General features: G+C 68.0%; 13 protein-coding genes. 9 read left to right on the top strand and 4 right to left on the bottom strand.

Features of this window, described 5'->3' with window-relative positions; all coding sequences use genetic code 11:
* The first annotated feature begins 1 nt into the window (after position 1).
* From AAC979_RS19430 to AAC979_RS19410, 5 genes are read left to right on the top strand one after another with little or no spacing between them, the layout of a single operon-like run.
* On the top strand, positions 2-919 hold the full coding sequence (locus tag AAC979_RS19430; RefSeq protein WP_371348530.1) for an ABC transporter permease: 918 nt from the start codon (positions 2-4) through the stop codon (positions 917-919).
* Between the two features lie 3 nt (positions 920-922).
* Positions 923-1,717 carry an ABC transporter permease gene (locus tag AAC979_RS19425; protein ID WP_371348529.1) on the top strand — a complete coding sequence of 265 codons (795 nt, stop codon included), beginning with the start codon at positions 923-925 and terminating at the stop codon, positions 1,715-1,717.
* Positions 1,714-2,541 carry a DeoR/GlpR family DNA-binding transcription regulator gene (locus AAC979_RS19420; RefSeq protein WP_371348528.1) on the top strand — a complete coding sequence of 276 codons (828 nt, stop codon included), beginning with the start codon at positions 1,714-1,716 and terminating at the stop codon, positions 2,539-2,541. Before AAC979_RS19425 ends, AAC979_RS19420 begins: the two co-directional genes overlap by 4 nt.
* A gap of 4 nt (positions 2,542-2,545) precedes the next feature.
* Positions 2,546-3,583 carry a phosphotransferase enzyme family protein gene (locus tag AAC979_RS19415; RefSeq protein WP_371348527.1) on the top strand — a complete coding sequence of 346 codons (1,038 nt, stop codon included), beginning with the start codon at positions 2,546-2,548 and terminating at the stop codon, positions 3,581-3,583.
* Positions 3,580-4,905, top strand: a complete 1,326-nt coding sequence (locus AAC979_RS19410; protein ID WP_371348526.1) for an aspartate aminotransferase family protein — start codon at positions 3,580-3,582, stop codon at positions 4,903-4,905. The genes AAC979_RS19415 and AAC979_RS19410 overlap by 4 nt, the downstream gene beginning before the upstream one ends.
* 10 nt (positions 4,906-4,915) lie before the next feature.
* Here the strand turns inward: AAC979_RS19410 and AAC979_RS19405 are convergent, their stop codons facing one another.
* From AAC979_RS19405 to AAC979_RS19390, 4 genes are all read right to left on the bottom strand, one after another.
* Positions 4,916-5,554, bottom strand: a complete 639-nt coding sequence (locus AAC979_RS19405; protein WP_371348525.1) for an HAD family hydrolase — start codon at positions 5,552-5,554, stop codon at positions 4,916-4,918.
* Positions 5,551-7,047, bottom strand: coding sequence for an FGGY-family carbohydrate kinase (locus AAC979_RS19400; protein WP_371348524.1), 1,497 nt, complete (start codon positions 7,045-7,047; stop codon positions 5,551-5,553). Before AAC979_RS19400 ends, AAC979_RS19405 begins: the two co-directional genes overlap by 4 nt.
* 95 nt (positions 7,048-7,142) lie before the next feature.
* Entirely contained in the window at positions 7,143-7,943 is an 801-nt protein-coding gene (locus AAC979_RS19395; protein ID WP_371348523.1) for a BtpA/SgcQ family protein, read from the bottom strand.
* Between the two features lie 36 nt (positions 7,944-7,979).
* Positions 7,980-8,843 (bottom strand): DeoR/GlpR family DNA-binding transcription regulator, encoded by an 864-nt coding sequence (locus AAC979_RS19390; RefSeq protein WP_371348522.1) that lies wholly within the window; start codon positions 8,841-8,843, stop codon positions 7,980-7,982.
* A 161-nt stretch (positions 8,844-9,004) separates the two neighbouring features.
* Here AAC979_RS19390 and AAC979_RS19385 point away from each other — a divergent pair, with 161 nt between their 5' ends.
* The 4 genes from AAC979_RS19385 to AAC979_RS19370 all read left to right on the top strand — a co-directional run bounded on the left by AAC979_RS19385 (position 9,005) and on the right by AAC979_RS19370 (position 13,304).
* The gene (locus AAC979_RS19385; RefSeq protein WP_371348521.1) at positions 9,005-9,811 is read left to right on the top strand and encodes an SDR family NAD(P)-dependent oxidoreductase; all 807 of its coding nucleotides are present in this window, start codon (positions 9,005-9,007) and stop codon (positions 9,809-9,811) included.
* Positions 9,812-9,985: 174 nt separating this feature from the next.
* A complete protein-coding gene (locus AAC979_RS19380) occupies positions 9,986-11,137 on the top strand; it encodes an ABC transporter ATP-binding protein (RefSeq protein ID WP_371348520.1) in 1,152 nt (383 codons plus the stop codon).
* Between the two features lie 13 nt (positions 11,138-11,150).
* Complete coding sequence (locus AAC979_RS19375; protein WP_371348519.1) at positions 11,151-11,948, top strand: carbohydrate ABC transporter permease; 798 nt, start codon at positions 11,151-11,153, stop codon at positions 11,946-11,948.
* A 78-nt stretch (positions 11,949-12,026) separates the two neighbouring features.
* Positions 12,027-13,304 carry an extracellular solute-binding protein gene (locus AAC979_RS19370; RefSeq protein WP_371348518.1) on the top strand — a complete coding sequence of 426 codons (1,278 nt, stop codon included), beginning with the start codon at positions 12,027-12,029 and terminating at the stop codon, positions 13,302-13,304.
* Positions 13,305-13,317 lie beyond the last annotated feature (13 nt).

The following is a 13,317-nucleotide window of genomic DNA, read 5'->3' as shown; positions in this document are numbered from 1 at the left end:
CATGGCCGATCTCGCCCTCGCCCCCGCACCGGGGGCCACCGCCGAAAGCGCCCGCCAGTTGCGCCATGCGCGGATGCTGTCGGTGGGCGCGCGCTGTGCGCTCCCGGTCGCCATCCTGCTCGGCATCGGCTTTCTCGCGCCGCTGGTGGCGATCTTCGGCTATGCCTTCGCCACGCCGCGCAGCTTCGACGTGTTCACCAGCTTCACCCTGGCGAATTTCGCCACGCTGTTCGACCCCAGCAATACGGTGTGGCTGTCCTTCCTGTGGTCCTGCGGGCTGGCGCTGCTCACCGTGGCGATCCTCGCCGTCATCGCCTACCCCATCGCCTATGGGCTCAACATGGTTTTCGGCCGCTGGTCGGCGCTGATCAGCGTGCTGTTCGTGTTCCCGCTCTTCGTCTCGGAGAATGTGCGGCTCTATGGCTGGGTGTTGTTCTTCATCAAGAATGGCGTGCTCGACGGCACTCTGAAATGGCTCGGCCTCTCCGGCGGGCCGGAAGTGCTGTACACGCCGGGCATCACCCTGTTTGGCATGGTCTATACCTATCTGCCCTTCATGCTGTTTCCGATGACGCTCGGCCTTGCCCTGGTGCCGCGCGACCTCGTCGATGCGGCACGGGACCTCGGCGCCGGCCGGCTGTTCATCTGGCGCGAGATCGAATTGCCGCTGGCCATGCCGGGAATCCTGATCGGCATGCTGCTCACCTTCGTGCTCGCCATCGGCGCCACGGCGGAGGCGAAGATCCTCGGCGGCCAGTCGATCATCGTCATCTCGCACGACATCGAAATCGCCTTCACCTATTCGCAGAACTGGCCGCTCGGCTCGGCGCTGGCGGTGGTCGTCACCTTCTTCATCGGTGCGCTGACCCTGTTCGCTCTGTCGAAGCTCGATCTCGACCGCATGCTGGGGAGGCGCTGAGCCATGGGCCACAGGCGCACCAATGCCGCGATCTGGGCGTGGACCCTGTTCGTCCTCGTCGCGATCTATCTGCCGATCCTCTGCGGCGCGCTGGCGAGCTTCAACAAGAGCCGGTATTTCGGCTTCCCGATCAAGATCTACGCCACCGAATGGTGGCAGAAGACGCTGGATTCGATCGAGATCGGCATGATCGTGAAGACCTCGATCACGATCGCGCTGCTGGTGACGGTGTTCTCCGTCGTCATCGCCACCTTCGGCGCGCTGGCCTTCGCCCGCTATGAGTGGAAGGGGCGCAAGCTCTACCAGAAGCTGATCCTGCTGCCGATCTTCTTCCCCCAGCCGGTGCTCGGCCTCGCCATGCTGCTCGGCTTCAACGCCGTGGGCATCCAGACAAGCTGGATGACGGCGGTGTTCGCGCACATGATCTGGATCGTGCCCGTGGTGACGCTGGTCATCGCCATCCAGGTCTATGGCTTCGACCCCTCGCTGGAAGAGGCGGCCTATGATCTCGGCTGCTCGCGCATCCAGGTGTTCCGCGAGGTGACGCTGCCGCTGCTGTGGCCGGGCATCTGGTCCGGCATGCTGTTCGCCTTCCTGCTGTCCTGGAGCAATTTCCCGCTCTCGCTCTACACAACGGGTGCCGACTCGACGATTCCCGAATGGCTCTACGCCAAGATGGTGGCCGGCTATACGCCGATGGTGCCGGCGCTCGGCACCATGGCGACGCTGGGCGCGGCTTGCCTGCTGCTGGCGGGCGGGCTGGTCGGCATCCTGCTGCGGCGGCGGGCGGCGACATGAACGGCGCCGCACCGAAGGACAGGGACGCCCCCCTCGCACGGGCGGAGCGGCGGGCACCACGCCTCGACAAGGCGGCGCGGCAGGCGCGTATCCTCGCCGAGATGCGGGCCTCGGCCTCCGCGCGCGTCGGCGATCTCGCCACCGAGCTGAACGTCTCGACGGAGACCATCCGCCGCGACCTGTTCGAACTCGGCGAAAAGGGGCTGATCAACCGCACCTATGGCGGGGCGGTGCGGCCCCTGGCCTCCGAGCCCTCCGTCACCGAGCGGCACGGGCTGATGGTGGCCGAGCGCGAGGCCATCGCCGCCGCCACGGTGCGGCTGATCGAGCCGAAGGAGGTGATCGCCATCGGCGCCGGCGCCACCACCACCCATGTCGCCCGCCGCATGGCCGCCGCCTGCCGCGACCTCACCGTCATCACCCATTCCTTCTCGGTGGCGACGGTGGTCTCGGCCAACCCGACCATCGAGGTGATCATGTGCCCCGGCCGCTACAATGCGCGCGAGGGCATGATGGTGGGGGTGGAAACCGGCGAGTTCCTGCAGAATTACAATGTGAACCGCGCCATTCTCGGCATATCCGGCATCACCACGGACGGCCTCGCCGATGCCGAGCCGGATGCCGCCTATGTCTACCGCGCCATGATGAACCGGGCGGCGCAGACCATCATCGTCTCCGACCACAGCAAGTTCGACGTGCCATCGCTCGCCATCTGGGCCCGCATCCCTGATATCCAGCACCTCGTCACCGACCGCGCGCCCGAAGGCGCGGTGGCGCGGGCGCTGGGGCGGTCGCGGGTCGAGATCACCGTCGCCGAAACGTGAAGCCATGACCCAGCCGCTCTATGACGCCGCCTTCCTCGCCCGGCTCGAACACGCGCTGCGCGCCGCGCTGCCGCGCTGGGGCCTTTCCGACGCGACCGAATTGCGGCTGCTCACCATTTCCGAGAACGCCACCTTCCGCGCCCGCGACCCCGCCTCGGGGCGGGAACTGGTGTTCCGCGTGCACCGGCCGGGCTATCACAGCCGCGAGGAGATCGACTCCGAACTCGCCTGGCTCACCGCGCTGGGACGCGCGGGCGTGGTGGCGACGCTGACCCCCGTGCCGCAGGTCGACGGCGGGCTGATCGCCGATCTCGACGAGGACGGCACAAGCCGCCACGCCGTGGCGTTCGAACTGCTGCCGGGGCGCGAGCCGGCGGAAGGCGACGATCTCGCCCGCTGGTACCGCGAACTCGGCGCCATCAATGCCCGGCTGCACCTGCATGCGAGGGCCTGGCAGCGTCCCGAGGGCTTCACCCGCAAGCGCTGGGACTATGACGCCATGCTGGGCGAGGTGAAGCTGTGGGGCGACTGGCGCGCCGCGCTCGGCCTCACCCGCGAGGGCCGCGCCGTTCTGGAGCGCACCGCCGCGGTGCTGCGCGCCCTGCTGGACGATTACGGCACCGGGGAGGACCGTTTCGGCCTCGTCCATGCCGATATGCGCCTCGCCAATCTGCTGGTCGAGGGCGACACGCTCTGCGTGATCGACTTCGATGATTGCGGCTTCAGCTGGTACCTCTACGACTTCGCCTCCGCCATCAGCTTCAGCGAGCACGAGCCCTATATACCGGCGCTGCAGGCGGCGTGGATCGAGGGCTATCGCACGGTGGCGCCGCTCAGCGATGACGACTGCGCCATGCTGCCGGTGTTCATCATGCTGCGCCGGCTGCTGCTCACCGCCTGGATCGCCTCGCATGCCGAGACCCCGACCGCGCAGGCGCTGGGCGAAGGCTACACCCATGGCACGGTGGACCTCGCCCGCGCCTTTCTCGCCACCTATGACACGCCGCAGGAACGGGCCGTCGCCGGGAGGGCCGCATCATGACGCGGCCGAACGAGCAGCCGGAACGGCCGATCCTCGATCTCAACGCCTTCTCCGGCGCCACCGGCACGATGCTGCCGGATGTCGCCGCGCTGGTGGAGCGCCGCCGCCGTGCCTTCGGCTCCGGCTCGGTGCTGTTTTATGACGAGCCGCTGCGCATCCTGCGGGCGGAAGGCGCCACTATCCATGCGTCCGACGGGCGGGCCTATCTCGATTTCTACAACAATGTCCCGACCGTCGGGCATTGCCACCCCAAGGTGGTGGAAGCGGTGCGCGCGCAGATCGGCAGCTTCAACACCCATTCGCGCTATCTGTTCGATGTGGCGCATGATTACGCGGAAAAGCTGCTCGCCACCTTCCCGGCCGCGCTGAGCAATGTGGTGCTGACCTGCACGGGCAGCGAGAGCAACGACCTCGCCTTGCGCCTGGCCCGCAAGGTCAGCGGCGGCGAGGGCATCATCGTCACCCGCGCCGCCTATCACGGCAACACCGCCACCGTTACCGAGGTATCGCCCTCCTCCTACAAGACCGGCGCGCCGCCGCGCCATGTCCGCACGGTGCCCCCGCCCGACCCGGCGCTGTTCGGCAATGATGTGGCGCAGGGCTTCGCCGATGCGGTGAAGGCGGAGATCGCCGCGCTGAAGGCCGACGGCATCGGTTTCGCCGGATTGCTGGTCGACACCATCTTCTCCTCCGACGGCGTTTATGCCGACCCGCCGGGCTTCCTGAAGGCGGCGGTGGAGGTGGCGCGCGCCGCCGGTGGCCTGTTCATCGCCGATGAGGTACAGCCGGGCTTCGGGCGTACGGGGGCCGGCATGTGGGGCTTTTCCCGCCACGGGCTGGTGCCCGACATCGTCACCATGGGCAAGCCGATGGGCAATGGCTACCCTATGGCCGGCCTCGTCACCCGGCCGGAGATCCTTGACGCCTTCTGTGCCGATTTCGGCTATTTCAACACCTTCGCCGGCAGCCCGGCGGCCTGCGCGGCCGGGCTCGCCGTGCTGGAGGCGATCGAGGAGGACGACCTCATCGCCAATGCCGCGCGCGTCGGCCGGCACCTCACCGCGCGGCTGACACGGCTGCAGGCGCGCGCGCCCATCACCGCCGTGCGCGGGGCGGGGCTTTATCTCGGCGTCGAGTTCGGCAGCGAGAAGGGGCCGGCGCCGGACATCGCCAAGGCGCTGATCAACGGGCTGCGCGACCACGGCATCCTCATCGGCGCCGCCGGCCGCTATGGCAATGTGCTGAAGATCCGCCCGCCGCTCTGCGTGACCATCGCCGATGCCGACAGGCTGGTCGACACGCTGGAGGAACTTCTGGCCTGAGGAAGCGGGATCAGCCGAACAGCGCCAGCAAATCCTCCAGCCGGTCGATCTCACGATCGACCTCGCCGAAGCCGCCGCCGCTCGGGGTGTAGCCGACGACATAGAGCCCGGCCGCACGGGCGGAGAGCGCGCCGGAGCGGCTGTCTTCCACCGCCACCACGCTGGCTGGCGGCAGGCCGAGCCGGGCGCAGGCGCGGCGATAGGGCTCGGGGTCGGGCTTGCCCGCCGCCACGTCGTTGAGGCTGAGCGAGAAGGCGATGGCGTCGGCGATGCCGAGCGCGGCGATGTTGGCGTCCACCACCGAGCGGCTGGAATTGGAGACACAGGCCTGCGCCACGCCCAGCTTTTCCAGCGCGCGGATGGTGGCGACCGCGCCCGGCAGGGCGATCAGGCTGTCGCGGTTGCCGACATAATGCGCGTCGATCAGCGCCGCCCATTCGGCCTCCGCCACCCCGGCGGCAAGGCGGGGGGAGACCAGCTTCCACACATCGCCCATATGGATGCCGCGAAATGCCTGGTCCGGCAGGTCCGAGAGATCGCTGCCGAGCGCCCGGCAGGCGGCGAGCAGCGCGCGGTGGTGCAGCGGCTCGCTGTCGATCAGCGTGCCGTCAATGTCCCAGGCCACCGCCCTGAAGCCCGGCGCGCTCATGAGGGGCGGCCTTCGAGGCGACGGTAGAGATCGCGGTAGCGGGCATAGCCGGCGGCATAAATCGCGGCAGAGGCGGGGTTGGGCCGCAAGGTCTCGTCCTGCTCGACAAAGCGGGAAATGCCGCCCCACTCCGCCGCGCCGATGCCGACCGCCGCCGTCCACGCCGCGCCGAGCGAGGAGCCGGGATGGCCTTTCAGCCGATGCACCGGCTGCTGCAGCACATCGGCAACGATCTGCATCCACACGCGCGAATGCGAGCCGCCATCCGACACCAGCACGCGGCCGGCGCTGTGGCCCATGTCGCGCAGCACCTCGACATGGTGGGCGCAGGCATAGGCATAGCCTTCCAAGAGCGCCCGCCAGACATGGCCGATATCGTGCGACAGGGTGAGCCCGTCGATGACGCCGCGCGCGGCGGGGTCGTGGATCGGGGTCTTCTCGCCGAGGAAATAAGGCAGCACGGTCAGCCCGTCCGCGCCGGCGGGGCGGGCATCGGCGAGCGTGTCGAGATGCTGGTGCAGGCTGAGCCCGGCTTTCTCCGCCGCCGCCGCCTCGCCGCCAGCGAAGTTGCGCACGAACCAGTTGAGCCCTGAACCGCCGGTCGCCATGCAGCCATTGGGCATATAGAGGCCGGGAATGAGGTGATAATCGAGATAGAGCCGCGGGTCCGGCTTCACCTGGTCGGTGGCCACCAGCACGTCGATGGCGCCGCCGAACTTCAACAGGATGTCGCCGCGCTGGGTGACGCCGGCGCCGAGCGCCGAGGCGATCATGTCGGCCGCGCCGCCGATCACCGGCGTGCCGATCGCAAGCCCCGTGGCGGCCGCGCCCTCGGGCGAGACATGGCCCATCACCTCATGCGAGGCGGTCTTGCGCGGGATGGCGCTGCGGGGAAGCCGGGCCCAGGCGACGAGATCGTCGTCGATCTCGTGGCGGGAGACATCGACGAAGCCGGCCTCCAGCGCCCAGTTCTGTTCCACCGCCCGTTCGCCGGTGAGGCGCCAGTTCACATAATCATAGGAGCCGAACACGGTGGCGATGCGGGCGAACACCTCCGGCTCGTGGCGGGCGATCCAGCGCAGCTTGGCGGTGACGAGCTGCTGGTTGATGCCGTTGCCGGCCTTGGCGATGAAGGCGGCCTCGTCGCGCTCGGCCCGCAGTTCCGCCACTTCCGCCCCGCAGCGCCCGTCGCTCTGCTGGATGGAGGGGCGCAGGAGGGTGCCCGCCTCGTCCAGCAGCACCACCGCCGGCAGCATGCCGGTGACGCCGACGGCGGAAATCTCCGCCGCGTCGATGCCGGCGCGCGCGATAAGTTCGCGGGTGAGGGCGCAGACATTCTCCCACCACTCCGTGGCGTCTTCTTCCGCCCAGCCGGCATGGCGCGAGGTCAGCGTCACCGGCCGCGAGGCGACAGCCAGAATCTCCCCCGGCAGCCGCAGCAGCAAGCCGATGGTGGAGGTGGTGCCGATGTCGAGGCCGAGGACGCAGCTCATCGTGGGAAGCCTCTTGGGGCGGTGGGCAAGCCTAGGAAGTGCAAGAACCCACCCCGGACGGCGGCGACGCCGCCGGTCCGGGAGGGTGCGGGCGATCAGCGGATGGCGTTCACCACATCCATGAAGCGCGACACCCGGGCCTGTTCCACCGCGTTCCAGGTGTTGCCGTCGACCTTGAAATGGGTGCCGATGACGACACCCGAAGCGACCGAGAAGATGTCGCGGATATTGTCGATATTGACGCCGGTATTGGCGAAGATCGGCACGTCCTTGACCGTCTCGGCCACCTTCTTCAGATGCGACTGGTCGGCCGGCTGGCCGGTGATCGGGCCGGAGACGAGGATGGCGTCGGCGAGCGAGGAGAACACGGCGCTCTTGGCGCGCAATTCGATCGGGCGCTGGTCGAGCGAATGCGCGAACTCGGCATTGATGTTGAACAGCATCTTCATGTCGTCGCGCTTGAGGTCGTGGCGCAGCCGCGCCGCCTCGGCGCAGTTCGGCTCCCACAGCCCCATGTCGGAGGCGAACAGGCCGGTGAAGATCTCGCGCACGAAGCTGGCGCCGGTGACCGCGCCGATGGCGACGGTGGCGACGGGATCCCAGAGATAGTTGACGCCGAACGGCACCTTGAGGCTCGGCTTCACCGACTGCACGATGGCGGACATGGCGGCGATGGAAGCGGGCGAGCCCTTGAACACGTAGGGCCGGTCGTTCTCATTGCCGAACATGATGGCGTCGACGCCGCCGGCCTGCAGCTTCTCGACATCGGCGAGCACGCCCTCGATCAGCTTGTCGAGGCCGCCATCGGCATCATAGAGCGGCGCGCCGGGCAGGGCGCCGATATGCGCCATGGCGATGACGACCTTCTTCTTGGCGCCGAAACACTCGAAAACCATTGCAACTCTCCTTGAGGGGACGGCGCGCGCGGCGCCTCACTGTCCGGCGACGGGCGGCGCAAGCCGCACCTCGACACGCGCCGCGGCGAGGGCGGCAGCGATGCGCGGGGGCGGCTCGGCGTCGGTGATGAGCAAATTGATGTCGGCCAGCGTGCCGACCTGGACCAGCGACATGCGCTGGAACTTGGCACTGTCGCACAGCAGGATCTTGAAGCCCGACCGGCGCAGATAGACGCGCTTCATGTCGGTGTCCTCGAAGGAATAATCGAAGAAACCTTCCGAGGTCATGCCCGAGGTGCCGAGCACGGCGACATCGAACCACAGCTTCTCGAACTGGGCGACGGCGGTGGGGCCCCACACCGACATTTCTTCCGGCCGCACCCGCCCGCCCGCGACATAGACTTCCGGCGCCCCGCCATCGAGACGGGTGGAGACGCGCAGGCTGTTGGTGAACACTTTGAGGTGGCCGGCCTCGCGCAGATGCCCGGCCATGAGATAGGTGGTGGTGCCGACATCAATCGCGCAGGTGCGGTAGCCGGCCACGATGCCGGCGGCGCAGGCGGCGATGGCGGACTTCGCCTCGCTGCCGCGGCGCAGGCGGGCGTCGAAGCGCGGCTCCTCGCTGTCCATGGCGACGCTGCTGGCCGGCGTCTCCGCCAGCACCGCCCCGCCATGCACGCGCAGCAGCCGCCCGTCGCGCTCCAGTTCCAGCAGGTCGCGACGGATGGTCATGTCGGACACGCCGAGTTCGGTCGCGAGAGCCGCCACGCCGACGGAGCCGGCGGCGGCGAGATGATCCAGAATCCGGGCATGACGTACAGGGGACAGCGGGCGCGGGCGTTCCTCGCCGGCGGGCGGCTCGGCCGGGGAACTCTCTCGGAAGGACACGTCGTCGGCCATCGCTCACCCCTGCCTGATCGCGGTTCCCTCGCAGAGGAGCGGATTCGCGGCCGGTCGGCCAATCCTGTTTAGCCCATCAATCGCACAAGATCAAACATAAGAATCTTCTTGATGTGCGTTTCTGTTTATATAAGCTGATCCGTGAACATGAGGAGCCCCGCATGAATCCGCCCGCCACTCACGCCCCGCCCCCCGCCTATTACGAGCTGAGGGGCCGCCTCGCCTTCGTGACCGGCGGCGCTACCGGCATCGGGCGCGCCATCGCCGTTGCGCTGGTCCGGCAGGGCGTGCGGGTCGCGGTCGGCGACATCAACCTGGCGGCAGCGCAGGAGACGGCGCAAGCGCTTGGCGACGGCGCCATCGCAATCGAGGTGGATGTGCGCAAGCGCGCCTCGGTCGAGGCTGCCTTCGCCCAGGTGCTGGAAGGGCTCGGCGGCTGCGACCTGCTGGTCGCCAATGCGGGCGTCTCCACCATGCGCGGCGCGCTGGACCTGACCGACGAGGAATGGGACTTCAATTTCGACGTCAATACGCGCGGCGTCTTCCTCACCAACCAGATCGCCGCCCGCCATTTCGTGGCGCAGGGCAAGGGCTGCATCGTCAATACCGCCTCGCTCGCCGCCAAGGTCGGCGCGCCGTTCCTCGCGCACTACTCGGCCTCGAAATTCGCCGTGCTCGGCTGGACCCAGGCGCTGGCGCGTGAACTGGCGGGCAAGGGCATCCGCGTCAACGCCGTCTGCCCCGGCTTCGTCGCCACCGGCATGCAGTCGCGCGAGGTAGAGTGGGAGGCCAGCCTGCGCGGGGTGAGCCCGCAGCGCGTGATCGACGACTATATCGCGCAGACCCCGCTCGGCCGGCTGGAAGTGCCGGAAGATGTGGCCGATGTGGTGGTCTTCCTCGCCTCCGAACAGGCCCGCTTCATGACCGGCCAGGGCATCAACGTCACCGGCGGCGTCTACACCACCTGAGGCGCCACCACGCAGCGTCCGGGCGCGTTCGAACAGGGCGCGTTTGAATTAGCACTTGCGATGTTCGTTTTTGTCCGATTACACTCCGATCGCCGGCGGTGCATCGGGCAGGATTGTTCTCTCCCCTGCGTGCCGCAGGGTCTCGCCCCGCCCACCCGGGCATAAGGACCGCCGATGTCGTCGATCGAACTCGATCATGTCTCCAAGCTCTACGCCAACGGCGCCTATGGCGTCCGCGACGTGGATCTTTCCATTGGAGAAGGTGAGTTCGTGATTTTCCTCGGCCCCTCGGGATGCGGGAAATCAACGACACTGCGCATGATCGCCGGGCTGGAGAGCATTACCTCGGGCGATCTGCGCATCGGCGGGCGCAGCGTCAACAATGTGCCCCCGCGCGACCGTAACATCGCCGTGGTGTTCCAGTCCTACGCGCTCTACCCGCATATGAGCGTGCGCGAGAATATGGGCTTCGGCCTGAAGATGCGCGGCGTCGCCCGCCCGGTGATCGACGAGAAGATCCGCGAGGCGGCGGGGCTGCTCGGCCTCACCCCCTATCTCGACCGCAAGCCCGCCGCCCTCTCCGGCGGCCAGCGCCAGCGCGTGGCGCTGGGACGCGCCATCGTCCGCGATCCCGTCGCCTTCCTGCTCGACGAGCCGCTGTCCAATCTCGACGCCCAGCTCCGGGCGGAGATGCGGCTCGAACTCGTCAAGCTGCATCGCCGGCTGGGACGCACCATCGTTCACGTCACCCATGACCAGGTCGAGGCGATGACCATGGGCGACCGCATCTGCATCATGCGCGACGGCCGGATGATCCAGGTCGGCCGGCCGCTCGATGTCTATGCCGACCCGGTGGACACTTTCGTTGCCCGCTTCCTTGCCACGCCGCCCATGAACCTGCTGCCCGCCCGGCTGGAAGGGCGCGGCGACGCACTCGTGGTGGTCGGCGACGGCTTTGAGGTCGCAGTGCCGGAGCGCCACCGCGCCGCCTATGCGCCGGTGGCCGGGCGCGAGGTGATTTTCGGCTTGCGCCCGGAAGACCTGCACGAGGCGCCGCAGCCCGGCTACGCGCCGATCGAGGTGAGCGTCGTGGCGATGGAATCGCTCGGCGTCGAGAATATTCTGGTCGGGCAGATCGGGACGGGCGCGGCGGGCGGGAGCGGCGCGGGCAAGCCGCAGGAAATCTCCGCCCGGCTGTCGCGGCACTTCACGGCGCCGGTCGGCGCGCGCGTGCCGCTCTATCTCGATCCGCGCCCCATGCACCTGTTCGACACGGAGACGACGCGGGCCTTCCCCCGCCCCAGCCTCCGCCTCGGTCAGAACTGAGGGAGGGGGCGGCATGCGGCGCATTGGACTTCATCTCGGACTATTCTTCGCCTGCGCCGTCATCCTCGTGCCCCTGCTCTGGGTCATCCGCACCAGCCTGCTTCCCGAGCACCTGTCCTATTCGCCGGAGCTGATGCCGGCGGTGACGCTCGACAATTACGTCGCCCTGTTCACCTCCACCCGCTACGGCCAGTCCTATCTCAACAGCCTGATCGTCGCCTTCGGCTCGGTGGTGGTGGCGCTGCCCTTCGCGGCGATGACCGGCTATGCCTTCGCCCGGTTCAAGACCAGCGGCCGGGCCGGACGCTTCGCCGTGCTGGCGACACAGATGCTGCCCCCGGTCGCCATCGTGCTGCCGGCCTTCGCCCTGCTGCGCACGGTGGGGCTCACCAATTCGCTCACCGGCCTCATCATCGTCTATGCCGCCGTCAACCTGCCCTTCCTGATCTGGATCCTGATGGGGTTCTTCGAGGGCATTCCGGTGGATCTCGAATGGGCGGCGCAGACCGATGGCGCCACCGCCTGGGGCGCGTTCTGGCGCATCGTGCTGCCGGTCTCGCTACCCGGCATCGCCGCCGCCGGCGTGCTCGGCTTCATCCTCACCTGGAACGAGTTCCTGTTCGCTCTGGTGCTGAGCGGTCCACAGACCGCGACCGTGCCGGTGGCGCTGGCCGCGCTCCAGACCTCGAATGGCGTGCAGATCGCCAAGGTTTCCGCCGGCGTCGTGCTCGCCGTGCTGCCGCTGGTGATCGCCTCGCGCTTCATCCAGCGCTTCATCGTCCAGGGCCTGACCTTCGGCAGCGTGAAGTGATCGTGCCTTCCGCCGCGCCCATTCGGGCGCGCGCCAACGAGGCGGGCAAAGCCCGTTCCAGAGGAACAGGAGAACGAGATGCAGTTTAGGTGTAGCCTCAAGGCGGCGCTGCTCGGCGCCACCCTGCTCGCGACGGCCGGCGCGGCGCAGGCGCAGGACGTGACCCTGCGCGCGCTGATGGAAGACGTGCCGGAGACGCAGATCATCGAGAAGCTGCTGCCGGAATTCGAGAAGGAGACCGGCATCAAGGTCGAATTCGAGAAGATCGGCTATGGCGACATGCACGACAAGCTGGTCGCCCAGCTCGTCTCGCCGGAGAGCTACTACAACCTGCTCGAAGTCGACTTCCTGTGGGCGGGTGAATTCCCCGCCGCCGGCTGGCTGGAAGACCTCAACCCCTACATCGCCAAGTCCGGCTTCGACCTGAAGCCGTTCATCCCGTCCATGCTGGACCTGCTCGGCCAGACCAAGGACGCGACGCCGATCCTGCCCATGTACAATTACTCCATGGGCCTGATCTACCGCACCGACCTGCTCAACGACGCGAAGATCAAGGCGGACTACAAGGCCAAGACCGGCAAGGAGCTCGCTTTGCCGGCTTCGCTCGCCGATTATGTCGCGCTCTCCGCCTTCTTCAAGGCCAACACGCCGGTGGTCGGCGCCGCCATGCAGGGCCAGCGCGGCGACCCGAACGCGATGGAGTTCTCCAACTACCTGTTCTCCGCCGGCGGCGCCTATCTCGATGCCAACCGCAAGGTGGTGCTCAACAGCCCCGAGGGCCTGACCGCGCTGAAACTCTATGCCGAGAACGTGCAGAAGGGCGCGCAGCAGGGCGCGCTGTCCGCCACGCTCGACGACACGATGCGGCTGATGTGCGCCGGGGAAGCCTTCAGCATGGTCACCTATTGGTGGATGCTGCCGCAGCTCGACAATGCCGAGAAGTGCCCGAAGGTGGCCGGCAAGCTGGCGCTGTCCGTCATGCCCGGCGGCCATGGCGAAAGCGGCGGCTGGGGCTGGGGCATCCCGAAGAACACCTCGGATGAATCCAAGGCCGCAGCGTGGAAGTTCATCGAATGGGTGCAGAGCAAGAAAATCTCGGTCGCCCGCGCCATGGAAGGCCACGCGCCGGTGCGCTCCGACGTGTTCGAGGACGCGGCGGTGCTGAAGAAGTACCCGTTCTACAAGACCGGCCTCGACGTGGTCGCCTCCGGCAAGTCGTTCCCGATCTTCGCCTATTCCGCCCAGTATGAGGATGTGCTCGGCGCCCAGCTCTCGCTCGCCGCCGGCGGGCAGGCCAAGCCCGAGGACGCGCTGAAGGCGGCGGCCGACGGCCTGACCCAGCTGCTCAACAAGTAACCCCATCCGCCGG

Origin of the sequence: Ancylobacter sp. IITR112 (assembly GCF_041415945.1) — a bacterium.
Classification (GTDB): domain Bacteria; phylum Pseudomonadota; class Alphaproteobacteria; order Rhizobiales; family Xanthobacteraceae; genus Ancylobacter.
The sequence above is the reverse complement of the archived record's forward strand: the minus strand, read 5'-3'. Positions and strand labels throughout refer to the sequence as shown.

What these genes read in the sequence shown, in the direction of transcription:
- AAC979_RS19420 (WP_371348528.1), top strand. Translation starts at nt 1,714, where the DNA reads ATGAACGGCGCCGCACCGAAGGACAGGGACGCCCCCCTCGCACGGGCG.
- AAC979_RS19390 (WP_371348522.1), bottom strand. Translation starts at nt 8,843, where the DNA reads ATGGCCGACGACGTGTCCTTCCGAGAGAGTTCCCCGGCCGAGCCGCCC.
- AAC979_RS19430 (WP_371348530.1), top strand. Translation starts at nt 2, where the DNA reads ATGGCCGATCTCGCCCTCGCCCCCGCACCGGGGGCCACCGCCGAAAGC.
- AAC979_RS19370 (WP_371348518.1), top strand. Translation starts at nt 12,027, where the DNA reads ATGCAGTTTAGGTGTAGCCTCAAGGCGGCGCTGCTCGGCGCCACCCTG.
- AAC979_RS19395 (WP_371348523.1), bottom strand. Translation starts at nt 7,943, where the DNA reads ATGGTTTTCGAGTGTTTCGGCGCCAAGAAGAAGGTCGTCATCGCCATG.
- AAC979_RS19385 (WP_371348521.1), top strand. Translation starts at nt 9,005, where the DNA reads ATGAATCCGCCCGCCACTCACGCCCCGCCCCCCGCCTATTACGAGCTG.
- AAC979_RS19400 (WP_371348524.1), bottom strand. Translation starts at nt 7,047, where the DNA reads ATGAGCTGCGTCCTCGGCCTCGACATCGGCACCACCTCCACCATCGGC.
- AAC979_RS19425 (WP_371348529.1), top strand. Translation starts at nt 923, where the DNA reads ATGGGCCACAGGCGCACCAATGCCGCGATCTGGGCGTGGACCCTGTTC.
- AAC979_RS19375 (WP_371348519.1), top strand. Translation starts at nt 11,151, where the DNA reads ATGCGGCGCATTGGACTTCATCTCGGACTATTCTTCGCCTGCGCCGTC.
- AAC979_RS19380 (WP_371348520.1), top strand. Translation starts at nt 9,986, where the DNA reads ATGTCGTCGATCGAACTCGATCATGTCTCCAAGCTCTACGCCAACGGC.
- AAC979_RS19410 (WP_371348526.1), top strand. Translation starts at nt 3,580, where the DNA reads ATGACGCGGCCGAACGAGCAGCCGGAACGGCCGATCCTCGATCTCAAC.
- AAC979_RS19405 (WP_371348525.1), bottom strand. Translation starts at nt 5,554, where the DNA reads ATGAGCGCGCCGGGCTTCAGGGCGGTGGCCTGGGACATTGACGGCACG.
- AAC979_RS19415 (WP_371348527.1), top strand. Translation starts at nt 2,546, where the DNA reads ATGACCCAGCCGCTCTATGACGCCGCCTTCCTCGCCCGGCTCGAACAC.